General features: G+C 72.1%; 22 protein-coding genes. 6 read left to right on the forward strand and 16 right to left on the reverse strand.

From position 1 onward, the window contains the following. Positions 1-34: 34 nt before the first annotated feature. Positions 35-4,801 (reverse strand): 3-keto-alpha-glucoside-1,2-lyase-like domain-containing protein, encoded by a 4,767-nt coding sequence (locus tag BLV76_RS02250; protein WP_175539541.1) that lies wholly within the window; start codon positions 4,799-4,801, stop codon positions 35-37. 135 nt (positions 4,802-4,936) lie between these two features. Between BLV76_RS02250 and BLV76_RS02255 the strand changes: the two genes are divergently transcribed. Beyond that, the gene (locus tag BLV76_RS02255; RefSeq protein ID WP_175539542.1) at positions 4,937-7,063 is read left to right on the forward strand and encodes an MMPL family transporter; all 2,127 of its coding nucleotides are present in this window, start codon (positions 4,937-4,939) and stop codon (positions 7,061-7,063) included. A 55-nt stretch (positions 7,064-7,118) separates the two neighbouring features. Here the strand turns inward: BLV76_RS02255 and BLV76_RS02260 are convergent, their stop codons facing one another. Together BLV76_RS02260 and mca are read right to left on the reverse strand one after the other, a co-directional pair. Beyond that, a complete protein-coding gene (locus BLV76_RS02260; RefSeq protein WP_090967671.1) occupies positions 7,119-7,358 on the reverse strand; it encodes a hypothetical protein in 240 nt (79 codons plus the stop codon). 37 nt (positions 7,359-7,395) lie between these two features. Then, positions 7,396-8,298, reverse strand: a complete 903-nt coding sequence (gene mca / locus BLV76_RS02265; protein WP_090967672.1) for a mycothiol conjugate amidase Mca — start codon at positions 8,296-8,298, stop codon at positions 7,396-7,398. A 37-nt stretch (positions 8,299-8,335) separates the two neighbouring features. On the opposite strand from mca, the gene BLV76_RS02270 reads away from it, so the two are divergent. Beyond that, positions 8,336-8,749 (forward strand): DUF4307 domain-containing protein, encoded by a 414-nt coding sequence (locus tag BLV76_RS02270; protein ID WP_090967673.1) that lies wholly within the window; start codon positions 8,336-8,338, stop codon positions 8,747-8,749. Positions 8,750-8,948: 199 nt separating this feature from the next. Beyond that, positions 8,949-9,440, forward strand: coding sequence for a transcription elongation factor GreA (greA, locus tag BLV76_RS02275; protein WP_090967674.1), 492 nt, complete (start codon positions 8,949-8,951; stop codon positions 9,438-9,440). A gap of 191 nt (positions 9,441-9,631) precedes the next feature. On the opposite strand, the gene ilvA is transcribed toward greA, so the two are convergent. The 6 genes from ilvA to BLV76_RS02305 all read right to left on the reverse strand — a co-directional run bounded on the left by ilvA (position 9,632) and on the right by BLV76_RS02305 (position 16,068). After that, positions 9,632-10,837, reverse strand: a complete 1,206-nt coding sequence (ilvA, locus tag BLV76_RS02280; RefSeq protein ID WP_090967675.1) for a threonine ammonia-lyase — start codon at positions 10,835-10,837, stop codon at positions 9,632-9,634. Further along, complete coding sequence (locus tag BLV76_RS02285; protein ID WP_245734509.1) at positions 10,834-12,213, reverse strand: AI-2E family transporter; 1,380 nt, start codon at positions 12,211-12,213, stop codon at positions 10,834-10,836. Before BLV76_RS02285 ends, ilvA begins: the two co-directional genes overlap by 4 nt. A gap of 9 nt (positions 12,214-12,222) precedes the next feature. Then, positions 12,223-13,620 carry a glutamate mutase L gene (locus BLV76_RS02290; protein WP_090967676.1) on the reverse strand — a complete coding sequence of 466 codons (1,398 nt, stop codon included), beginning with the start codon at positions 13,618-13,620 and terminating at the stop codon, positions 12,223-12,225. Beyond that, complete coding sequence (locus BLV76_RS02295; protein ID WP_090967677.1) at positions 13,617-13,940, reverse strand: YidH family protein; 324 nt, start codon at positions 13,938-13,940, stop codon at positions 13,617-13,619. Before BLV76_RS02295 ends, BLV76_RS02290 begins: the two co-directional genes overlap by 4 nt. A gap of 57 nt (positions 13,941-13,997) precedes the next feature. Then, positions 13,998-15,173, reverse strand: coding sequence for a cystathionine gamma-synthase (locus BLV76_RS02300; RefSeq protein WP_090967678.1), 1,176 nt, complete (start codon positions 15,171-15,173; stop codon positions 13,998-14,000). Between the two features lie 82 nt (positions 15,174-15,255). Beyond that, on the reverse strand, positions 15,256-16,068 hold the full coding sequence (locus tag BLV76_RS02305; protein WP_139306443.1) for a hypothetical protein: 813 nt from the start codon (positions 16,066-16,068) through the stop codon (positions 15,256-15,258). A 148-nt stretch (positions 16,069-16,216) separates the two neighbouring features. Between BLV76_RS02305 and msrA the strand changes: the two genes are divergently transcribed. Together msrA and BLV76_RS02315 are read left to right on the forward strand one after the other, a co-directional pair. Further along, entirely contained in the window at positions 16,217-16,867 is a 651-nt protein-coding gene (gene msrA / locus BLV76_RS02310; RefSeq protein ID WP_090967680.1) for a peptide-methionine (S)-S-oxide reductase MsrA, read from the forward strand. 89 nt (positions 16,868-16,956) lie between these two features. Continuing rightward, positions 16,957-17,631, forward strand: a complete 675-nt coding sequence (locus BLV76_RS02315) for a DUF899 family protein (RefSeq protein WP_090967681.1) — start codon at positions 16,957-16,959, stop codon at positions 17,629-17,631. 51 nt (positions 17,632-17,682) lie between these two features. Here the strand turns inward: BLV76_RS02315 and BLV76_RS02320 are convergent, their stop codons facing one another. Genes BLV76_RS02320 through BLV76_RS02335 form a run of 4 tightly spaced genes read right to left on the reverse strand, consistent with a single transcriptional unit; the run spans position 17,683 to position 19,412 of the window. Further along, complete coding sequence (locus tag BLV76_RS02320; RefSeq protein WP_090967682.1) at positions 17,683-17,928, reverse strand: hypothetical protein; 246 nt, start codon at positions 17,926-17,928, stop codon at positions 17,683-17,685. Positions 17,929-17,968: 40 nt separating this feature from the next. Continuing rightward, the gene (locus BLV76_RS02325; RefSeq protein ID WP_090967683.1) at positions 17,969-18,370 is read right to left on the reverse strand and encodes an arsenate reductase ArsC; all 402 of its coding nucleotides are present in this window, start codon (positions 18,368-18,370) and stop codon (positions 17,969-17,971) included. Continuing rightward, complete coding sequence (locus BLV76_RS02330; RefSeq protein WP_090967684.1) at positions 18,367-19,056, reverse strand: aquaporin; 690 nt, start codon at positions 19,054-19,056, stop codon at positions 18,367-18,369. The genes BLV76_RS02325 and BLV76_RS02330 overlap by 4 nt, the downstream gene beginning before the upstream one ends. Further along, on the reverse strand, positions 19,053-19,412 hold the full coding sequence (locus BLV76_RS02335) for an ArsR/SmtB family transcription factor (RefSeq protein ID WP_090967685.1): 360 nt from the start codon (positions 19,410-19,412) through the stop codon (positions 19,053-19,055). The genes BLV76_RS02330 and BLV76_RS02335 overlap by 4 nt, the downstream gene beginning before the upstream one ends. Before the next feature lie 81 nt (positions 19,413-19,493). Between BLV76_RS02335 and BLV76_RS02340 the strand changes: the two genes are divergently transcribed. Further along, positions 19,494-19,910, forward strand: coding sequence for an ArsI/CadI family heavy metal resistance metalloenzyme (locus BLV76_RS02340; protein ID WP_090967686.1), 417 nt, complete (start codon positions 19,494-19,496; stop codon positions 19,908-19,910). Between the two features lie 4 nt (positions 19,911-19,914). Here BLV76_RS02340 and BLV76_RS02345 read toward each other — a convergent pair whose 3' ends face one another. Genes BLV76_RS02345 through BLV76_RS02355 form a run of 3 tightly spaced genes read right to left on the reverse strand, consistent with a single transcriptional unit; the run spans position 19,915 to position 22,509 of the window. Then, positions 19,915-20,646: an ankyrin repeat domain-containing protein gene (locus BLV76_RS02345; RefSeq protein ID WP_090967687.1), complete on the reverse strand. Its 732-nt coding sequence runs from the start codon at positions 20,644-20,646 to the stop codon at positions 19,915-19,917. Between the two features lie 19 nt (positions 20,647-20,665). Continuing rightward, positions 20,666-21,721 (reverse strand): sulfate/molybdate ABC transporter ATP-binding protein, encoded by a 1,056-nt coding sequence (locus BLV76_RS02350; RefSeq protein ID WP_090967688.1) that lies wholly within the window; start codon positions 21,719-21,721, stop codon positions 20,666-20,668. Further along, positions 21,718-22,509, reverse strand: a complete 792-nt coding sequence (locus BLV76_RS02355; protein ID WP_090967689.1) for an ABC transporter permease — start codon at positions 22,507-22,509, stop codon at positions 21,718-21,720. The genes BLV76_RS02350 and BLV76_RS02355 overlap by 4 nt, the downstream gene beginning before the upstream one ends. Position 22,510: the final 1 nt, after the last annotated feature.

A 22,510-nucleotide genomic window follows, 5' to 3' on the forward strand; every position in this document is an offset into this window, starting at 1 on the left:
GCCCTGACCCTGGCCCGACGCCCGCGCGCAGGACTCAGCGCTTCAGCCGCACCCTCAGCCGCTGGGTGGGACCGTCCTCGAAGCGGACGACCAGCACGGCTCCGACGACCTTGCGCCTGTCGAGGAGGGCCCGGGCGCGCGCGTTGAGCTTCACGACCACCTTCCTCTTCTCGCGGGCGTCGAGGTCGAACGCCCCGGCGCCCAGCTTCTTGCCGCCCTTCGTGCGGAGCACGGCCCGGCCCTCGCAGTCGGTCGCACCGCACTGCAGCACCACCGAGGCCCGGCGCCGGTCGGGCACCGCGTCCACCTTCCCGCCGCCCCCGACGCCCACCGACGGGGTCGGTCCGACGGGCCCGACCGGGGTGGTCGGCTGGGGCTGCTGGGGCGTCGGGCCCGGGTCGGTCGTCGGCGTCGGTCCCGTGGTCGGTCCTGCCGGGGCCTTCACCGCCATCGTCGTGCTGCCCTGGCCGGGCTCGTGCGCGACGTCACCGGCGTACGCCGCCGCCAGGGAGACCGTCCCCTCCGTCGCGACCGGACCGACCTCGAAGGTGGCCGTGCCGTCCTCGAGGTCGACCGGGGCGAGTGCCTCGCCGTCCACGGTGAGGGTGACCTCGCCGGTGGGCGTGCTCTGCGCCTGCGAGGTGACCTCGACCTCGACGGTCGCGGTCTTCCCGGTCTCCACCTCGGCCGGCGCGGTCACGGTGACCGTCGCCGGCACGTCCTCGGGGTCGTCGAGCTCCATGAGCTGGACGTCGCGGAAGTAGACGTTCTCCCCGTTGCCGTGGTTCTGCAGGCCGAAGTAGGACGGCCAGGTGAGGCGTCCGGCCTCCGCGGCGGGGCTGGTGAAGTCGTTGACCAGGGTGTCGTTGAGGTAGACGCGGATGCGCTTGCCCTCCACCCGGATCTCGTAGTGGTTCCACTGACCGACGGGGTGGAGCGCCGCGTCGCGCGCCGCCTGGTCCGCACCCTGGAAGGTGTAGATCGCACCGGTGGTGCGGTCCGGCAGGTCGGTGGCGTCGATCTGGATCTCGTAGCCCTGGTCGACGCCCACCCACGGGTCGTCGCCCGGGTCGGGGAAGCCGACGAAGACGCCGGCGTTGTCGTCCTTGACCAGCTTCCAGTCCAGCTGCAGGGAGTAGTCGTCCTCGAGCGGCTCCGAGTGCCACAGCAGGCCGAGGCCCCCGTTGGTCATCAGCGTGCAGTCGGCCTCGCGGGTGAAGAAGCCGGGACCGGCGTGGTTCCAGCCGGCCAGGCTCTCCTGGGTGCCGTCGAAGAGCATCCGGTAGCCCGGGTCGGCCTCGGTCGCCTCGCACGTGTCGGGCTCGATGACCGGCTCGGTGACCGTGAAGCGCTCGAAGACACCGACCTCGCTGCCCGTGCCGTTGTAGGCCGCCACGCCGATGCGCGGAGCGACGAGCCCGTCGGCCGGGTAGCCGGCACCCATCGACTGCCACGTCGTACCGCCGTCGACGGACCAGCGACCCTGGATCGCCGTGCCGGTGGACGCCATCTGCAGCAGCAGGCGGTTCGGGGCTCCGGCGAGCGGCGGGCTGTTGGAGTAGACCATCTGACCGTCGATGCGACGGCCGAGCTCGAGCACCCACTGGCCCTGCGGGGTCCGCATGGCGACGAGCTTGGCGTAGTTGTCGTTGCTGGTGTGCGCGACCAGTCCGCCCTGGAGGTAGTCGTCCGTGCCGCTCAGCGACATCTCGGTCGTCGCCGCCCAGACGCCGTCCGCAGGCGCCGGCTGCAGCACCATGTTGCGGGCGCTCACCGCACCACCGGAGAGGTCGCCGCTCTGCGCAGAGATCCGCAGCGTGCCGTAGCGGACCTCGAGGCCGCCCGGAGCGGGGTTGAGGATGGTGGTCCACCGGCAGGTGTCGAGGCGGTCGCCGTCGAACTCGTCGTCCGGCGAGACCGGCTGGTCGGGGTCGCAGGTGACGCCGGCGGCGCCGACGTCGAGGTAGTCGAGGTTGACCCGGCCGTCGGTGGGCCCGTTGGCGGCCGGGACGGCGTACGAGATCGTGTTGCTGCCCTGCGCGAGCTCGACCGAGTCGACCACGGTGCTCCACTGGTTCCACGCGCCGGTGTTGGGGAGCGAGAGCTGCTCCGGAGCGCCACCGTTGACCGACACGTCGAGGGTCTTGACCAGGTTGGGCGAGGGGTGCGGCCCGTTGGCGTACCCGAGGGTCAGGGCGTGCTCGCCGGCCTCGGCGGCGTCGACGGTGAAGGTGACCTTCGCGCCGGCGCTCTCCATCCCGCCGACGTAGCCGCTGCCGCTGAACCCGGCGTGCTCGGTCTGCACGGCGGCGCCGCCGGACCTGGCCGCCGCCTCGGCCTCGTAGCGCGTCGAGGTCGGGGGGAGGACCTGGGCGTAGTCGAGGTTCACGTGCCCGTCGTCGCCCTGGACCTTCTCCAGGCGCAGCGTGCTCGGGCCGGCCGGGAGGTCGACCTGGACGGTGTGGGTGCCCCACGTCTTCCAGCTGCCGGTCGGCGGCAGCCCGATCTGCGTGCGCTCGCCGTTGACGAACATGCTGAGCGTCTTGGTGACGGGGTCGGGGCTCGGGTTCGGGCCGTTGGCGTAGCCGATCGTGACGTCGTAGGTCCCGGCCTCGTCGACCACGACCTGCACCTCGGTGCCGGAGCCGACGTCGCCCATCCCGGCGACGAAGCCGCTGCCGCTGTAGCCCTCGTGCTCGGTCTGGATGCTCGCGCCCCCGAGCAGCTCGCCGTCCTCGAGCTCGTAGAGGCCGAACGGCGCCGGCTCGGGCTCTGGCTCGACGTAGCCCGGGTAGGTGTTGAGGGTGTACCAGGCCTCGGTGCTCCACAGCGTCTCACCGGACGCCGCGGAGAACGGACGGGGCGAGCGCAGGTGCACGACGCGGCCGGGCTTCATCCCGGCCACGGCCAGCCGCACCGTCCTCCCGTCGGGCGAGGCGGTCGAGCTGGTGACCTCGAGGGTCTCCTCGTTGAGCTTGGGGCCGCCGTACTGCGCGGTCGGGCGGTAGCGCCACTGCTTCAGCTGGTAGGCGTCGGCGAGTCCGGCGAGGGTCTCGGCCGACAGCGGCTTGGTGTACTCGATCTCGAAGCCGCCCTCGACGACGTCCATCGACAGCATGTCGAAGGGCACGGTGCCGTTGAGGTCGAGCTTCTGCAGGCCGTACCGGAGCTTGCCGGTCTGGCCCCAGTTGCCGCCGGCGCCGAGCCCGCCGACGATCAGCTGGCCGTCCTCACCGGCGAGGACGCGGCTGACACCGGCCTCGAGGCCCTGGCTGGAGCGGAAGAGCGCTCCCTGGTAGCTGCCACCGACCTTCTCGAGGTCGGCCCGCTGCAGGCCGCCGTAGGTGACGTCGCCGATGAACATCTGGCCGGCGTACGGCCCGCCCTCGACCATGATCGGCGTGCTCGGCGAGTTGGCGATCTCGTTCTGCGGCATCCACAGGACCGGCTGGGTGACGGGCTGGTCGTCAAACTCGCCGGGGGTGCCGTCGGGGCCGGTCGTGAAGTGGTTGTAGAACTCCCCGGGCTTGATCTGGATCAGCTTGTTGGCCGGCAGCCAGCCACCCTGGTTGTCGGTCACGAAGATCTCGCCCTCGGGGCCCCAGCCCATCCCGTGCGGTGTGCGGAGACCGCCGGCGACGTAGTCGATCGCGCCGGTCTCCTTGTCGACGGTGATGTGGGTGCCGCGGTGGTGCGAGCCCTGCGGCACGGTGGTGGCACCGCCGAGGTTGATGGAGACCGACAGGTTGAGGTGGAACTTGCCGTCGGCGTAGAGCATGCCGAAGCCGAACTCGTGGAAGTTGCCGTCGAACGGGTAGGTCGCGATGACGTCCTTGCCCTCGAAGACGCCGTCGGCGTCGGCGTCGACGAGCCGCACCAGGCCGGTCTTCTCGGAGACGTAGACGTCACCGTCGACGACCGTGATGCCCTGCGGCTCCTTCAGCCCCTCCGCGACGCGGACCCGCGTGACGTCGGCCGGGGAGGCGGCGTCGCGGACGCCGGAGAGCCGGTGCAGCTCGCCGAGCGAGACGTTGCCCTGGTCGTTGCCGTTGCCGCCCCAGGTCAGCACCAGCAGGTCGTCGCCGTCCCACCCGAGGCCGGTGACCTGCGGCTCGAAGCCCTGCGGCCGCAGGTCGGTGAGCGTGTAGGCCGGGTTGACCGAGTCGAGCTGCAGGCCGTCGCCGGCCGACTCGTCCTGGCCCTCGCACTGCTTGAAGCCGGGCGCCGTGACGCGGGTGACGTCGGCCTCGGTGCTGAGCACGGAGCTCGGGACGAGCGTGAACGCCGTCTCGCCCGGCTTGCGCCACTGCAGGGTGAGGCGCTCGCCGTTGGTCGCCTCGAAGTAGTTGATCCGCAGCGAGTGCACCCCGGACGCCAGCGTGACGGACCCGTCCATCGCGGTGTCACCGTGGAGTCCGTCGTGGTCGACGACGAGCTCGTCGTCGATGAGGAGCTCGGAGCCGTCGTCGCTGATCAGCCGGAACATGTAGGTGCCGGCCGTGTCGATCGTGAGGTTGGCCAGCACGTGGACCAGGAAGTTGTCCTGCAGGCCGCCGAAGTCGGCCGGGCTGCTCCAGTCGACGGTCGGCTTGAGCTGGTCGACGTTGGGCGTCTGCGCGGCCTTGATCGTGCAGAGCGAGGAGATCGACTGCCCGAGCTGGAAGGCGCGCATGGTCACCCCCGGCTCGTCACCGGGGGGCACGGCGATCGCCGCGACGCCGACTCCGGCCACGAGGACTCCGGACACGGCGGCCGCGATGGCGCGGATCCGCCCGCGAGCAGGCTGGGGGGACTTCGACACCGGGACGACCTCCTGGGACCCCGGACGCACGCCGGGACGGATGTGACGTCGATCACCGTAGGGCCAATCAGTCGGTTTGTGAACAACTTTTGTCTGGTCATCGCCAAAAGGACGAGGCGTCACTACAGTCACCACGTGCTCGAGGGTCTGGGACGCCGGCTGCACCGGTGGCGGAGAGGGGTGCTCGCGACGTGGGCGGGTGTCGTGGTCCTCGGTGGCGTGCTCGGCGGTGGCGTCTTCGACCTCGCCACGACTCCCGAACCGGTGCGTCCGGACGCCGAGTCCGCGCTGGTCGAGCGGAGCCTCGAGACCGCCGACCCCGAGGGTGAGCGGGTGGTCGCGGTGCTCAGCGGCCGCGACGTGATGGCGGTCGAGCTCGTCGACCAGGCGAGCCGCGTCCTGCACGGGGTGCGGGAGCTCACCGGCGTCCACGAGGTGCGGGACCCGTGGACCACCGGCGCCCGGGACCTGGTGGCGCCGACCGGGTCGGGCACGGTCGTCACCGTCGAGCTCGACCCGGGACTCGACCACGACGAGGCGCTGGCGCTCGCCGCGGACGTCTCCGAGGACCTGCGGACCATCGAGATGCCCGGCGTGCTCGTGGGCGGACCGCTGCTCGCGGAGGAGGCGTTCGCCGAGCAGGCGATCTCCGACGCGGCCCGGGGCGAGGGCGTCGCCGTGGTCGTCCTGCTCGTCGTGCTCGTGCTCGCCCTCGGGGGCATCGCCGCCGGCGTCCTGCCCGTCGTCACGGCGCTCGCCTCCGTGGCGGGGGCGCTCCTCGTGCTGGCGTCGCTCGCCCGGCTGACTCCCGTGAGCGACTACGCCGTGAACGTGGTGACCCTCCTCGGCCTCGGGCTCGCCGTCGACTACGCGCTGCTGGTGCTGGCCAGGTTCCGGGAGGAGCGCGCGCGGCAGGGTCGTCGTACGGACGAGCAGGGAGCGGTCGCCGACGCGCTCGCCACCACGCTCGCGACGGCCGGGCGCGCCGTCCTCGTCTCCGGGCTGACAGTCGGCACCGCGCTGACCGGCCTGCTGCTCCTCGGCGACCCGGTCCTGTCCCCGATGGCCGTCGGCGGGCTGGTGGCCGTCGGCGTCTCCACCGCCGCGGGGCTGACCCTCACCCCACCCCTCCTCGCCGTCGCCCACCGGCGCATCCCGCCGCCACCGGCCGGCGGGCGGCTGCTCGGCGGCACCCCGAGCCCGGGCGCGCTGCTGCCCCGCCTGGCGCGGACGGCACAGCGGCGACCGTGGCCGGTGCTGCTCGGCTGCACGGCCCTGCTCCTGCTCCTGGCCTCACCCCTGCTGGCCCTCGACCTGCGCAACTCCGACGCGCGGTCCCTGCCGCGCGACAGCGAGCCGCGGCAGGCGCAGGAGGTGGTCGACGCGGCCCACCCCGACCTCCGCACGACGCCGCTGACGGTGCTCGCCGCCGAGGCTCCCGACTCCCCCGAGGTCGCGACCCTGCTCGCGGGGATCGGGGCCATGGAGCACGTCGACGACGTGCTGCTCCTCGACCCGATGCCCGATGGCAGCAGCCGGGTGATGGTCGAGCCCACGGGCACCAGCGACGGCCCCGACGCGCAGGCGCTGGTCGGCGAGCTGCGCCAGGCCGACCTCGGCGTGGCGGTGCGGGTCGGCGGGCCCGCTGCGGAGCTGGTGGACACGCGCGCTGCCCTGGCCGAGCGGGTGCCGTGGGCCGTGCTGCTCGTCGTGGTGGCGACCGCGCTGCTGGTCGGGCGGCTCAGCCGCTCGGTCGCGGTCCCCGCCAAGGCGGTGCTGCTCAACCTGCTGTCGTTGTGCGCCACGCTCGGCGTCGTCGTCGCGATCTTCCAGTGGGGCTGGGGGTCGTCCCTGCTCGGCTTCGACCCGTGGGGCGCGCTCGACATCACCACGCCCCTGCTGCTCTTCATGTTCGCGTTCGGGCTATCCATGGACTACCACGTGTTCCTGGTCGCGCGGATCCGCGAGGCGTGGGACGCCCCGCGACGTCGTACGGCCTCCGAGCGGGAGCGCAACGACGACGCCGTGCTCGACGGGATCGTCGCGTCCGGTCCGGTCGTGACGCTGGCGGCGGTCGCGATCGGGATCGTGTTCCTCGGCTTCGTGGCCGGCGAGCTGGTCGCGGTGAAGGAGATCGGCGTCGGGATGGCCGTGGCCGTCCTGCTCGACGTGACGATCGTGCGCGGGCTGCTGCTGCCTGCGGCGATGACCCTGCTGGGTCGCTGGAACTGGTGGCTGCCCGGGAGCGCACGCACCTCGTGACGGGCCTCGTGACAGGCCCGGTGACGGACCAGTCGGGTCCGGGTCGACTCCGGGCTCAGCCCTGGGTGTCGGCCTTCGTGCCGTCGTCGGCCGAGCGGTCGACCGGCTGGTCGCCGTAGAGCCCGGCGTCCTTGGCGGCCTGCGCCTTGCGCAGCTGCTTGACGAGGCTGAAGGCGAGCACGACGACCGCGAGGATCATGAAGATCCAGATCGCGAAGCCGAGCGGACCGGCGACGACGTCGTTGTCGCTGGGGGTCGGGTCGTCGGCGGCGAGGACGATCAGCTGGTGGAGCATGGGGTCAGTCTCCCACCTCGTGGCTCGTCGTGGGCGGTCAGGGTGCGGGCGTCGGGATGCCGGCGAACAGGTCGTCCTCCGGCAGCGTGCTCTGCACGGTCGACTCGACCAGCTCGTAGTCCTCGGTCGGCCACACGCTCTGCTGGATCTCGCGCGGGATGGCGAACCACATGCCGTCGGGATCGATCTGCGTCGCGTGCGCCAGCAGGGCCTGGTCGCGGACGCCGAAGAAGTCGCCGCACGGCACCTTCGTGGTGATGCGCTCGTCCCAGTCGGGCTCGCGCTCCCACTTCTCGAGGCGCTCGGCGTAGGGCGACTCGAGCCCGTGGTCGAGCATCGCCTGGTGGAGGGCGTTGGTCTTCGCCCAGCTCCAGCCGTGGTGGTAGTAGAGCTTCATCGGCTGCCACGGCTCCCCCGCGTCGGGGAACTGCCCGGGGTCGCCAGACGCGTGGTAAGCGGAGACGGACACCTCGTGGCAGCGGATGTGGTCGGGGTGGGGGTAGCCGCCACGCTCGTCGTAGGTCGTCAGCACGTGCGGGCGGAACGCGCGGATCAGCCGCACGAGGCGCTCGGTCGACTCCTCCAGCGGGACGAGCGCGAAGCAGCCCTCCGGGAGCGGGGGCTTCGGGTCGCCCTCGGGCCAGCCGGAGTCGACGAAGCCGAGCCAGTCCTGGCGGATGCCGAGGATGTCGCGCGCCCGCTCCATCTCCTGGCGCCGGATCTCGGTGATGTTGTCCCAGACCTCCGGGCGGTCCATCTTGGCGTTGAGGACCGAGCCGCGCTCGCCGCCCGTGCAGGTCACGACGTGGACGTCGATCCCCTCGGCGACGTAGCGCGCGGTCGAGGCCGCGCCCTTGCTCGACTCGTCGTCGGGGTGGGCGTGGACGTGCATGAGCCGGAGGCCGGCGCTGGACCGGTCGTCGACGTGGGGCTGGGGCATGTGCACGATCCTAGGACGTGCGACTTAGGCTTCCCCGGTGACCTCCGCCCCGTCGACAGGCTCCGAACAGCGCCTTGCCGAGCGCTACGGCGCCCCCGCGCCGTGGCGTCGTCGCGTCGCCATCGGGATCACCGTGGCTCTCGCCGCCGTGGGCCTGGTGTGGCTCGCGTGGGCGGCGTTCTTCCACGGCTCCCCCGAGGTGCGCTCGGAGCTCGTGACGTTCGAGGTCGTCAGCAGCAGCGAGACCACCGCACGAGTCGACGTACGCCTCGGCGAGGACGTGCAGGCCACCTGCCGGCTGCGGGCGCTGGCCGCGGACAAGACGGCTGTCGGCGAGATCGCCTTCACCCCGGTCAACGGCAACAACGACGTGGTCATCCGCACCGAGCGCGAGGCCACCGCGGTGGAGAAGCTCGGCTGCACCACGCCCGACCAGCCGCGCCCCCGCTGAGCGTCGTACCACCCCCGCGTCGAGCCGACGACCTGCACTTTTCCGCTCTGCTTGCTAGCCTGTTCGTCTGCCCGTCCGGCAGCGCTGGCCCACGTCTGCGCCGCGCTGACCCTGATCGGACGGAAGAGATCCACCGACCGGATGCGGTTGCGCTGAGGCACATCCCCAGCGCAGGCGCACGTGAAGCAGGAGTACTGACATGACCGACCAGGGCACCATCTGGCTGACCCAGGAGGCCTACGACAAGCTGCAGGCCGAGCTCGACGACCTCCGGGGCCCCAAGCGCCAGGAGATCATCGAGAAGATCGCGGCCGCGCGTGACGAGGGCGACCTCAAGGAGAACAGCGGCTACCACGCCGCCAAGGACGACCAGGGCAAGCAGGAGGCCCGCGTCCGGCAGCTGGAGGACATGCTCCGGCGTGCGGAGGTCGGCGAGACGCCGGCCAACGACGGCATCGTCGAGCCCGGCATGGTCGTCACCGCCAAGATCGGCGGCGGGGCGGCGGAGAAGTTCCTGCTGGGCGCGCGGGAGAACCTCTCGGACGGCGACGACCTCGACGTCTACTCCCCCCAGACCGCGCTCGGTGCCGCGATCAATGGCAAGTCCAAGGGCGACACCGTGACCTACACCGCGCCCACGGGCAAGGAGTTCTCCGTCGAGATCGTCGACGCGGAGCCCTACAAGGCCTGAGCGCTTCGACCGCTCCCTGGAGCGGTGCGTGAGCCACATTCCGTACGCCGGAAATGTGGCTGCCGCACCGCTCCTCGGCATTTCCGGGCGTGTCCATCGTGCGGGCGGTGAGTGAGCCACCGGGTGCGCACCGAAAATGTGGCTCACTCACCGCCCCACGAGACGATCAGACAGCTCAGGACTACGCCGCCTCAGTCGACGCGGTAGCCGCGCTCGCGGAGCCGGCCGAGGACCTGCTCGGCGTGGGGCTCGCCACGGGTCTCGAGCTGGATCCGGACCTCGACCTCGTTGAGCGTCAGGGTCGGCGAGATCCGCTCGTGGGCGACCTCGAGCACGTTGGCGCCGGTCTGGCTGACGTCGGTCAGCAGGGCCGCCAGGCCGCCGGGGAGGTCGGGGATCAGGACCCGGAGGTAGAGGTAGCGCCCGGCGGCGGAGAGCCCGTGGCGGATGACCTTGCTGAGCAGCAGCGGGTCGATGTTGCCGCCCGAGAGCACCGCGACGGCCGGGGTCTCGAAGCCGGTCGGGTCGTCCAGCAGGGCGGCCACCGCGGCGGCGCCGGCGGGCTCGACGACCTGCTTGGCCCGCTCGACCAGCGCGAGGAGGGCGACCGACAGCGACTCCTCGGAGACGGTCACGACCTCGTCGACGTGGTCGCGTACGGCAGCGAAGGTGATGTCGCCCGGCCGGCCGACCGCGATGCCGTCGGCCATCGTGCTCATCGACTCCAGCGGCACTGGCCGGCCGGCCGCGAGCGAGCCGGGGAAGGCGGCGGCCGCCTCGGCCTGGACCCCCACGACGCGGACGTCGGGGCGCAGCGCCTTGATGGCGATCGCCACGCCGGCCAGCAGCCCGCCACCACCAGTGGGCACCAGCACGGTCCGCACGTCCGGGCACTGCTCGAGCACCTCGAGGCCGAGCGTGCCCTGGCCCGCGACGACGTCGACGTGGTCGAACGGGTGGATCAGGACGGCTCCGGTCTCCTCGCTGAAGGCCCGGGCCGCGGCGAGCGAGTCCTCGAGGTAGCGGCCGTGGAAGACCACGTCTGCGCCGTAGCCGCGGGTCGCCTTCTCCTTGGGGATCGGCGCGCCCTCGGGCATGAACACCGTGGAGGTGATGCCGAGGGTGGTCGCGGCGAGGGCGACCCCCTGCGCGTGGTTGCCGGCCGAGGCGGCGACGACGCCGTGCGCGCGCTCCTCCGGCGTGAGTCGCGAGATCCGGACGAAGGCGCCGCGCGACTTGAAGGAGCCGGTGCGCTGCAGGTTCTCGCACTTGAGCGACACCGGGCCGCCGACGAGTGCCGAGAGCCACCGCGACGTCTCGATCGGGGTCGTGACGATGTGGTCGCCGAGCACGTCGCGTGCGGACTCGATGTCGGCCAGGGTGACCGCCTGCGTCACTTCTCGTCCTCCTCCGGGGCCGGCGGACCTGCCAGCGGGCTGTCGTCCGCCGGGATCAGGTCGCCCTCCGTCGGAGGTGGCGCGATGTCCTCGGCGAGGGCCTCGTCGTGGTCCTCCTCCCCGATCGCGGTGTAGCTCGCGAGGTGTTGTGCGACGGCGTTGCCGGCCGCCGCGAGGGGTACGGCAATGAGCGCGCCCGCGACGCCGGCGACGAGCACGCCACAACCGATCGCCACGATCACGCCGAGCGGGTGGAGGGAGACGAAGCGACCCATGAGGAACGGCTGGAGGATGTGGCCCTCGATCTGCTGGACCAGGATCACGCCGCCGAACATCAGCAGCGCGGTGAACGGCCCCTGGTCGACGAGCGCGACGAGGATCGCGACGGAGCCGGCGACGGTGGCACCGATCATCGGCACGAAGGCACCGAGGAAGACCAGCACGCCGATCGCGATGACGAACGGCACGCCGAGGATCGCGGCGACGATCATGATGCCGATGGCGTCGGCCAGCGCGACGATGACCGTGGCCCGGACGAACTGGGTGAGCGAGCGCCAGGCCACGCGGCCCGAGGCGTCGACCCGCTCGCGCGCGGCGCGGGGGGCGATCCGCACCATCCACGCCCAGATGCGCTCACCGTCGGCGAGGAAGAAGTAGGTGGAGAACAGCACGATGAAGAAGCCGGCGACCACGTGGCCGAGCGCGGTGCCGACCTCCGTGACGCGGGTGACCACGCCGTCGGTGCCGGTGCTCTCGGTGATCGCGCCCTGCACCTGCTTGATGTAGCCGTCGAGCTGCGAGTCGGAGATCGACAGCGGGCCGTTGCGCAGCCAGTCGCGGACCTGGCCGAGGCCCTTCACGACGGAGTCGGCGAGGTCGTTGGCGCCCTGCGCGATCTGCTGGCTGACGAAGGTGAGGAGCAGCGCGACGACCGCGATGCCGAGGATCATCACGATGCCCGTCGCCGGTCCGCGCGGCATCCCGGTGCGACGCAGCGCGTCGACGACCGGGGTGCAGAGCGCGGCGATCAGCAGGGCGATCGCGATCGGGAACGTGATGACGGAGAAGTACGCCAGCAGCCACAGCACCCCGTAGGCGGCTGCGGCGATCGTGATCAGCCGCCACGACCAGGCGGCCGCGAGGTCGAGTCCCCACGGCACCTGGGCCCGGCTGAAGTTGGACGGGCCGGTCCTGAAGGTCACCGGCTGCTCGATCCGGCGCTCGGCGCGCATCTGCGCCCACTGCGCGACGATGCGCTCGGTGAGGCGTTCGTCGTCGACCTCGCTCCGGCCGATCAGGTCGAAGAGCCGCCGCCGCCCCGTCTCCTCGTCGGTCGGGGTGGACTGCTCCCGGTCGGGAGTGCGCTCGTCGCTCACCCGCCCACGTTACCCACCCCGCCGACCCAGCCGGCACACCAGTTGGTGTGCCGTCACGGCATGGTCGTCGGCGAGCAGTCCCGCCGCGGCCAGGACGTAGTCGACGTCGACGACGACCCGCGGGTCGCGCGGCAGCTGCCACCCTCCCTCGAAGGCGTCCCCGGTCGCCGGCAGCAGCACGCGTCGTACGGCGTCCGGGCCGCCGTGGCGCAGCACGCCGCCCGAGCCGACGAGCAGGTCGACCTCGCGGAGGTCCTTGCCGCTGCGCTCCACCACCCGGCCCTCCGGACTCACCACGACCTTGCTCCGCCCGGCGTGGCGCTCCAGCGCGATCCGCACCGCGGCCGCCGCGATCTCGAGGTCCGCGTCTCGCTCGGGGTCGGAGTCGGGCAGGTAGTCCGGGTCCGCCCGGCGTCGTACGGCGGCGGCGTGCAGGTCGTCACGACCGGCGGCCTCTGCGGTGGAGATCGCCGACCAGCGCATCCCGAGGTCGCCCTCGACGGTGCGGGTGACCGGCGTGGTGGCAACGACCTCACGGGCGAGCCCGCTGTCCTCGGGGTCGAGCTCGACGACGCTGTGCACGTCGGTGGTGGCGCCGCCGACGTCGACGACGACCACGTCGCCGGCACCGGGGTGCAGGTCGTCGAGGCCGCGGGCGAGCAGCTCGACGCCGGTCAGCACGACGTCCGGGGTCGCGCCGCGGACCAGGTCGGTGAACGAGCGTCCGTGCGCGTCGGTGCGGCTGCTGAGGTGCTTGCCGCCGATGACGTGGCTGAGGAAGATCTCGCGGATCGCGCGGCGGGCGCTGTCGGGGGCGAGCACCCCGATGCGGGGCACGACGTTGTCGGCGAGGACGTGGGGCGTCCCGGACCCGCTGAGCAGCTCGGCCACGAGCGGCTGCGACTCGACGTTGCCGGCGACCACGACCGGCCCGGCCCACGGCGTGCGGGCCAGGAAGCCGGCGTCACCCTCCAGCACCTCGGCGTTGCCGCCGTCGGTGCCCCCGACCAGCAGCACCACGTCGGGCTCGGCCGCACGCAGCTCGGCGAGCTTGTCGTCGTCGAGACCGCCGGAGAGCACGAGCACGACCTTGCCGCCGCTGGAGAGTGCGACCCGGCGGCCGGCCTCGGCCGTGACGAGCTCCTCGTTGCCGACCACAGCGATCCGGAGCCCGCCGCCCGCGGACGAGCAGGCGAGCACGTCGGCGTCCTCGGCCCGCGGGTCCTGGTCGGCCAGGGCGGCGACGCAGGCGTCGTACCCGTCGAGCACGTCGCCCGTGCCGTCGGCGCCCGGGAGCGTCGTGGGGTGGCTGGCCGTGGCGAGCAGGTCGCCCGTCGCGAGGTCGACCAGCGCCGACTTGGTGAAGGTCGACCCGAAGTCGACGCACACCACGCAGGAGCTGCTCACACGACCACCGAGATGCCGGCGGCGATGATCACGACCAGCACGGCGACGGCCATGAAGTGGACCGTGTTGCCGGTGGGGAGGTCGTGGCCCTCACGGATGGCCTTCTCCGCCTGCCGGTAGCGCAGCCAGCCGCCGACGGAGGCGATGAGGCCCGACAGCACGAGCAGCAGGCCGAGGACCTTCTGCGGCCACGACGGCTCCAGCAGGTGGAACACCGCGAGCGACGCGGCGACGAGCCCGATCGCCGTCCGCTCGTAGGCGAGGAACGTGCGCTCGTTGGCGAGCGAGAACCGGATGTCGGTGTTCTGGGGCGCGGTCACGGCTCAGCCTCTCACCCGCGCACCGGTGACAGACAGAGCCTGTCAGGCACGGCTCGTTCAGCCCAGGGCACGGTCGAGGTCGGCGACGAGGTCGTCGGCGGTCTCGATGCCGACGCTGAGCCGGATCAGGTCGTCGGGGACCTCGAGGTCCGTCCCGGCGACGCTGGCGTGCGTCATCCGGCCGGGGTGCTCGATGAGCGACTCGACGCCGCCGAGCGACTCGCCGAGCGTGAAGACCTCGGCCCGCTCGCAGACCGCGAGCGCGGTCTCCACGCCACCGGCGACGCGGAAGGAGATCATCCCGCCGAAGCGCTTCATCTGGCGCGCGGCGACCTCGTGGCCCGGGTGCGAGGCGAGACCGGGATAGATCACCTCGGTGACGCGCGGGTCGCCGTCGAGGAAGGCGACCACCCGCTCGGCGTTGTCGCAGTGGCGGTCCATCCGGACACCGAGGGTCTTGAGCCCGCGGTGCGTGAGGAACGCGTCGAACGGCCCGGCGACCGCACCCATGGCGTTCTGGTGGAAGCCGATCCTGTCGGCGAGGTCGAGGTCGCGCACGACCACCGCTCCCCCGACCACGTCGCTGTGCCCTCCGACGTACTTGGTCGTCGAGTGCACCACCACGTCGGCGCCGAGCGTGAGCGGCTGCTGGAGGTAGGGCGAGGCGAAGGTGTTGTCGACGACGAGCAGCGCGCCGGCGTCGTGGGCGACGGTGGCGAGCGCCTCGATGTCGCCGATGGTGAGCATCGGGTTGGTCGGCGTCTCGACCCACACCAGCTTGGTGCGGCCGGGCTCGACCGCCGCGGCCACCGCGTCGACGTCGGCGACGGGTGCGGGGCTGTGGGCGGTGCCCCAGAGCTTCGCGACCTTGTCGAAGAGGCGGTACGTCCCGCCGTAGGCGTCGTCGGGGATCACCACGTGGTCGCCGGGTGCGGTGAGCGCGCGGATGATCGTGTCCTCTGCGGCCAGGCCGGAGGCGAAGGCGAAGCCGCGCTCGCCGTCCTCGACCGCGGCGAGCGCGCCCTCGAGCGCGGTGCGCGTGGGGTTGCCGGAGCGGCTGTACTCGTAGCCGCCGCGCAGGCCCCCGACGCCGTCCTGCTTGTAGGTGCTGCTGGCGTAGATGGGCGGGTTGACCGCCCCGGTCATCGCGTCGGGCTCGTAGCCGGCGTGGATCGCACGCGTCTCGAACCCGGCCTTGTTGGCACGCCCCTGGTCGGCACTGGTCTGGGTCACGTGGCGAGCGTAGACCCCGGCCTCCGGAGGCGCAGAACGGCCGCCACGATGGGGCGTGGCGGCCGTTCTGAGAGTCCGTGGCTCAGCAGGAGCCACTCGCCGCGTCACAGCCAGATGGTCCGACCTTCGCGGGGTTCGGGGACGTGAGGGCGGGAGAGACGGTCGCGATGGGCCGAGCCGCCCACGTGCCGAGCGCGAAGGAGCTCCCGGCCGCCGCGGCGTACACGTAGATCCCGGCCCCGAAGCGGTCCGCCGCCCCGCAGGTGTTCGCGACGCCGCTGCAGATCCCGCGGGTGCTGAGGTTGCCGGAGCCGTTCTCGAACACGCAGAGGTTGCCAGGCTCGGCGTCCGGGTTCGCGGCGTTGCCGAGGCACCCGGCGGGCGTGGCGGCGCCGTCGTTGATGTAGTGGACCGTCGGCGGCGCCGAGAACGTCGTGCCGAACGAGATGCCGGTGCGGAAGTTGTCCGAGGACGAGGCCGCCTGGCCTCCCAGCTGGAACGTCCCGCGGATCAGCTTGGGCGCAGGTGCGTACTTCGCGTCCGACTCGGCCTTGGTGTAGGACGACCCGGCCGGGGCGTACTTCGCGTCCGACTCCGTCTTCTTGTAGTAGCTGCCGAGCTTGCCGTCGGTGGCGGAGTTCGCGGCGTTCTGCGCGGCAGCGGCGGCCGCGGCCGCCTCGGCCTTGCTGGCGTACTTCGCATCCGTCTCGGACTTCTTGTAGTAGCTCTTGTTGGCGAGCGGCTTGAGCTCCTTCTTCCAGATCTTCTTCCAGTTGGTCTCGAGCGCCTGGTTGACCTGGGCTCCAGCGGGCGTGATGGCCATCAGGCCGCCGCCCACGAGCACTCCGAGCATGACGGCCACGATCATCTGGCGGGCCGGTCGACGTGAAGACATGGTGCTGTTCCTTTCCCCTCGCGAACCCGAGGTGGGCTCGCACGGAAGACGGTCCTCTCGTGTGACCGGGAGCACATCGGTGACAGCACGACGTCTAGTCCACGTAGTTCTACGTAGGCCCCTTGCGCGAGCGAGCGACAATGGAGGCATGTTCGGATTCGGCAAGCCCACCACCCTGCCCACCGCCGACGAGGCCCTCCGCGGTCGCGACGAGCAGCCCTGGACCCTCGGCGAGCACGTCGTGCTGCACACCCCGGTCGTGAGCGACGACGTACCTGCCGGCCACGAGGTCGCGCTCCTCGGCCTCGGCTGCTTCTGGGGCGCCGAGGAGATCTACTGGCAGGTGCCCGGCGTGTGGTCCACGTCCGTGGGCTACGCCGGTGGCAGCACGCCGCACCCGACCTACGAGGAGGTGTGCTCGGGTCGCACCGGCCACACCGAGGCGATCCGCGTCGTCTTCGACCCCGCCGTCGTGTCCTACGCCGACCTGGTCAAGAAGTTCTTCGAGATCCACGACCCGACCCAGGGCATGCGCCAGGGCAACGACGTCGGCACCCAGTACCGCTCCGCCATCTACTGGACCACGCCCGAGCAGGAGCAGACCGCGCGCGAGCTGACCAAGGTGTACGGCGACGAGCTCGCCCGCCGCGGCCTCGGCGAGATCACCACCGAGATCCGCCCGGCCTCCGAGACGCCGTACTACTACGCGGAGGACCCGCACCAGCAGTACCTCGCCAAGAACCCCTTCGGCTACCGCTGCCACGCGAACACCGGGGTGGCCTTCCCGGCGACCGCCTGACGGTCGCTCCCACCGCCGAAAGGCCTTCCCCTCGGCACTGCACCGCGCGAGGCTCGAGGTCCACGCTCCCACGCCACGGAGGAGACCTCATGGACAAGCTCGACCAGCCCGCCGCCACGCCCCAGGTGGCCGACCGCTCCACCTTCGACGCGGCACTGGCCGGGCAGGTCGCCCGCGAGAAGGAGGTCACCCGCCACGACGACCGGGTCTCCGCAGCGCGACGGCGCCTGCCGATGGTGGAGGTCGTCGACTACACCTTCACCGGGCCCGACGGTCCCGTGCGGCTCACCGACCTGTTCGACGGTCGCTACCTGCTCATGGTCCAGAACGTCATGTTCGACCCGTCCTGGGTCGCCGGCTGCCCCAGCTGCACCTGGGCCGTCGACAACCTCCCGGCCAACATGGACCGGCTCGCCGACGAGGGGATCGCCTTCGCGATGATCTCGCAGGCTCCGATCGACAAGCTCGAGGCCTGGCGCGAGCAGCGCGGCTGGGACCACACCTGGGTGTCGTCCCACGACACCAGCTACCACCACGACTGGGGGTGGACGCAGACCGACGACGAGGGCAATGAGGGCCAGCAGCCGGGCTACTCCTACTACCTGCTGAAGGACGGCACGCCCCACCTCACCTACATGACCACCGCCCGCGGCACGGAGGCGATCCTGCCGGTCGCTCACATCATGGACCGCACCGTCTACGGGCGCCAGCAGGACTGGGAGGACAGCCCTGAGGGCTGGCCCCAGTACCCGACGTACGGCTGACCCCGGCGACGTCCCGGGCCACCCGGTGCCGGCGACGAGGCTGCGCGAGGCTCAGTTGAGCTGGGCGAGGAACTCCCAGGACCGGCTCGTCACGTCCCAGCGCTCGAGGACCCACGGCCACTCGAGGCGGTCCTCGTCGCTCCGCTGGTCGTTGCGGCTCGTGGCCCACCTGCGGGCGTCCTTCTCCGCCTGGGCATGGGTCTCGGCGGGGAAGTCCTTGACCGTGCGGTCGGCCGCCGGGGAGTCGACGTCCATCGCGGCGTAGGCGACTCGGCACACCACGTACTTGATCCCCATCCCCGGAGGCTACGCCCGTGGCCGACGGCTGGCCCGACGCTCAGGACGCCAGGTCGGCGACGAGCGCCTCCACCCGGGAGCGGATCTCGTCGCGGATGGGACGCACGGCGTCGATGTCCTGACCGGCGGGATCGTCGAGCACCCAGTCCTCGTAGCGCTTGCCGGGGTGGAAGGGACACTCGTCACCACACCCCATCGTGATCACGACGTCGGCCTCCTGCACCGCCGAGTCGGTGAGGAGCTTCGGCTCGTTGGCCGCGATGTCGATCCCGACCTCCGCCATCGCCGCGACGGCGACGGGGTTGATCGCGGCGCCGGGCTGCGACCCGGCGGAGAGGACCTGGACACGCTCGCCGGCGAGGTGCTGGAGGAAGCCCGCGGCCATCTGCGAGCGACCGGCGTTGTGGACGCAGACGAAGAGGACGGTGGGGCGGTGGGTCATGAGGACTCCTGGTCGAGGGAGATCGGGGCAGGTGGGTGGAGCGCGCGGACGGCGAGGAACCCCAGCACTCCCCCGACGACCTGCATGAGGACGAAGCCGGCGACCGATCCCGGGGCGATGCCGGCGAAGGTGTCGGACAGGGTCCGGGCGAGGGTCACGGCCGGGTTGGCGAAGCTGGTGGAGCTCGTGAACCAGTACGCCGCGGTGATGTAGCCACCGACCGCGAACGCCACCGTCTCGGCCCGGGGCGAGCGGAGCGCACCGAAGACGACGACCACCAGGCCGAGTGTCGCGACCACCTCGCCGACCAGCTGTCCGGCGCCACCCCGCTCCTGCGAGGCGACCGAGACCGGCGCGAGGTCGAACATGAGGTTCGCGACGACGGCACCCACGAGTCCGCCCATCACCTGGGCCGCGACCAGCGCCACGGCGACGGAGGCACCGACGCGCCCGAGGGCGGCCTCGACCACCGTCACGACCGGGTTGAACGACGCCGACACCGGCTGGAGGGCGAGGATCAGGGCCACCAGCACGGCACCGGTCGCGACGCTGTTCTGCAGCAGCTGGAGGCCCACGTCGCTCGGCGACAGGCGCTGGGCGGCGATGCCGGAGCCGACCACTCCGCATACCAGGAACGCCGTGCCGAGGGCCTCCGCGACGGCGCGACGTCGGACGTCGCGGCTCACGTCGTGACGCCGCCGAGCAGCGCGGCGAGGTCGGCGAGCGCGGTCGGGTTGACCCGGTAGTAGACCCAGACGCCTCGCTTCTCCCGGTCGAGCAGACCGGCCTCGTGCAGCTGCTTGAGGTGGTGGCTGACGGTGGGCTGGGAGAGGTCGAAGGCGTCGTTGAGGTCGCACACGCACGCCTCGCCGTCCGCGTGCGAGGCGACGAGCGAGAGCAGGCGCAGTCGGACCGGATCGGCGACGGCCTTGAGCAGCGGCGCGATGCGCTCGGCTGCCTCGGACGACAGCGGCTCCCGGGTGACGGGCGAGCAGCACGCGACCGCCTCGACGGGCGTCAGCTCGAGCACAGACTTCGACATACGTGAATATTGACAGATGTCGATGTCTGGTGCCAACCTCGAAGACACATCGACATCCGTCTATGCATTGAGGAGGCATCCGTGTCCCGTATCCAGCTCGCGCTCAACGTCCACGACATCGACGAGGCCGTCGAGTTCTACTCCACGCTCTTCGCCACGCCGCCGGCCAAGCGGCGACCCGGCTACGCCAACTTCGCGATCGCGGACCCTCCCGTGAAGCTCGTCCTCATCGAGGACCCGGACGCCACCGGCACCCTCAACCACCTCGGGGTCGAGCGGTCATCGATCGACGAGGTCCACGCCGAGGCCGACAGGCTCGAGGCGGCGGGGCTCACGCTCGACGTCGAGGGAGACGTCGTGTGCTGCTACGCCCGCCAGGACAAGCACTGGGTCACCGGGCCCGACACGCAGCAGTGGGAGAACTACGTCGTCCTCGCCGACTCCCGGCCCGACCTGGAGGGCGTCAGGGGCACGGAGGCAGTCGCGGCCTGCTGCTGACCCGCTAGCTCCCCACGTCGTCGTACGACCGCGCGCCGAGGCCGTGGAGCCAGCGGACCACGTCGTGGGCACCGTCGCGCGCGGCGATGTCGAGCGGCGTCGCGTTCTCCCACGGCGGCACCCAGTCCACGTCCGCACCGAGCTCGACGAGCGCCTGCGCGGTCGCGACCTGGTTGCCGTGGCAGGCGGACCAGAAGGCGTGGTCGACCTCGCCCGGCTGGCCCCCGGACAGGGCCGCCAGCACCTCGTCCGTCATGCCGAGCGCCGCCAGGTCGGAGGCCCTCGCCCTCGCGCCGCGGGCGACCAGCGCACGCGCCGCGTCCCACTGGCCGAAGGCCGTCGCGTCCATGAGCGGCGTGCCACCGGCGATCACGGCGCCCTGCGCATCGATGTCGGCGCCGGCGTCGAGCAGCGCGTGGAGGGCCTCGACGTCGTCCGAGCTGGCGGCCCAGTGGAGCGCGGTCTCCTCGTGGGGGCCGCGGAACCGCGCCCGCACGTCGGCACCGGCCTCGACGAGGACGCGGATCGTCTCGGCGACCCGTGGGAAGTGGCCGGGCCAGTCGGTGGCCACGTGCAGCAGCGGACGACTCATCCCGCCGGGGTCGTCGTCGCCGAGGCGTACGGCGGCCAGGTCGGGGTCGTCCGCGAGGAGCCGGCGCAGCCCCTCGACGTCGCCGACGTGGATCGCGCGCGTGACGGCGACCGCCAGCGGGGCGTCGGTGCTGATCGTGGGCACGATCCCATCAGACCACGCGTCACATCGCGTAGACAGTGACCTCGTTGGCCTTGACGGTGAAGTGGACGCGGGAGCCCGGCGCCAGGTCGAGCTCCGCCGCCGCCTGCGGGGTGATGTCGGCGTCGAGGTCGTCGGCACGTGCCCTGATCTGCCCGCTGTGCGGCTCGAGGTGGCTGATCGTCACCTCGAGCGCGTTGCGCGGGCTGCCGACCGGGCGGTCGAGGTAGACCCCCACGGCGCGCGGCGGGAAGACCGCCACCGCCTGCTCACCCTCTCGTGGTGCCGGGCCGACGACGCGCCCCTCGATCCTGTGCCCCTCCGCGGTGTGGACGCCATCGCTCCGCCAGGTGCCGACCAGCATGTTGAGGCCGGCGAGCTGCGCCGTGAAGGCACTGCGCGGCCTGGCGAGGACCTCGGCCGAGGGACCGCTCTCGACGACCTCTCCCTCGTCGATCACCACGACCCGGTCGGACAGGAGCAGCGCGTCCAGCGCGTCGTGGGTGACCAGCACGACCGTGCGGTCCGCCAGGACGCGGCGCAGCGTCTGGCGCAGTGCCGGCGTGACCGCCACGTCCAGGGCGGCCATGGGCTCGTCGAGGAGGAGGAGTCGCGGCTCGGACGCCAGTGCGCGAGCGACCGCGGCGCGCTGGGCCTGTCCCCCGGAGAGCTGGCGCGGTCTGCGGTCGGCCAGCTCGGCGATGCCGACCTCATCCAGCCATCGCATCGCCGCGTCGCGGCTCGCGGCGCGGGACCGGCCGCGGCTCCGGGGCCCGAAGGCGACGTTGTCGAGGACGCTGAGGTGCGGGAACAGCAGCGGCTCCTGGGCGAGGAGCGAGACGTGGCGGTCGTGCGGGGGTACGTCGACGTCCCGCTGCCGGTGCCCACGCACCGTCAGCGGGCGGCCGTCGAGCGTGACCCGCCCGCGGTCGGGACGCAGGAGCCCCGCGGCGACCGCGAGAACGGTCGACTTTCCCGCCCCGTTCGGGCCCAGCAGGGCCACCGTCTCGCCGTCGCCGACCTCGAAGGCGATGTCGACGGAGCGCTCGGTCACGACGGCGTCGAGCTGCAGGCTCACAGCGCGTCACTCCCCCGGCGGGCGAACCCGATGACGAGGACCGCGACGACGACGAGCACGAGCGAGAGGGCGACCGCGGCCTGGGCGTCGGTCTCCCGGCGCAGGTAGATCTCCAGCGGCATCGTCCGGGTGACGCCCTGCAGGCTCCCGGCGAAGGTGATGGTGGCGCCGAACTCGCCCAGCGACCGGGCGAAGGCCAGGACGGATCCGGACGCCAGGCCCGGCAGGACGAGCGGCAGGGTGATCCGCCGGAGCACGGTGGTCGGACGTGCGCCGAGGGAGGACGCCACCACCTCGTACCTCTGCCCGGCCGTGCGCAGCGCCCCCTCGAGGCTCACCACGAGGAACGGGAGCGCGACGAAGGTCTGGGCCAGCACCACCGCGGTGGTCGAGAAGGCGACCTGGACCCCCAGCACCTCGAACGTCTCACCCAGGAGCCCGCGACGGCCGAACGTGTAGAGCAGTGCGATGCCACCGACGACTGGCGGCAGCACCAGCGGGAGCAGGACGAGGGAGCGGAGGACCCCCTGGCCGCGGAACTCGGTGCGGGCCAGCACCAACGCCATCGGGACACCGAGGAGGATGCAGAGCAGGGTGCTGGTGGCCGACGTCCGCAGGCTCAGCAGCAGCGCCTCCCGCGACGCCTCCGAGGTGATCAGCTCGAAGAACCTGCTCCAGGGCGTGCGCAGCACGATGGCCAGCAGCGGGAGCAGCACGAAGCACGTGCCCACCAGCGCAGGCACGAAGATCCAGGCCGGTACGGCGGCCCGGTTGCGGGAGCCGGCCACG

It is taken from the genome of Nocardioides exalbidus (genome assembly GCF_900105585.1).
Lineage (GTDB): Bacteria > Actinomycetota > Actinomycetes > Propionibacteriales > Nocardioidaceae > Nocardioides > Nocardioides exalbidus.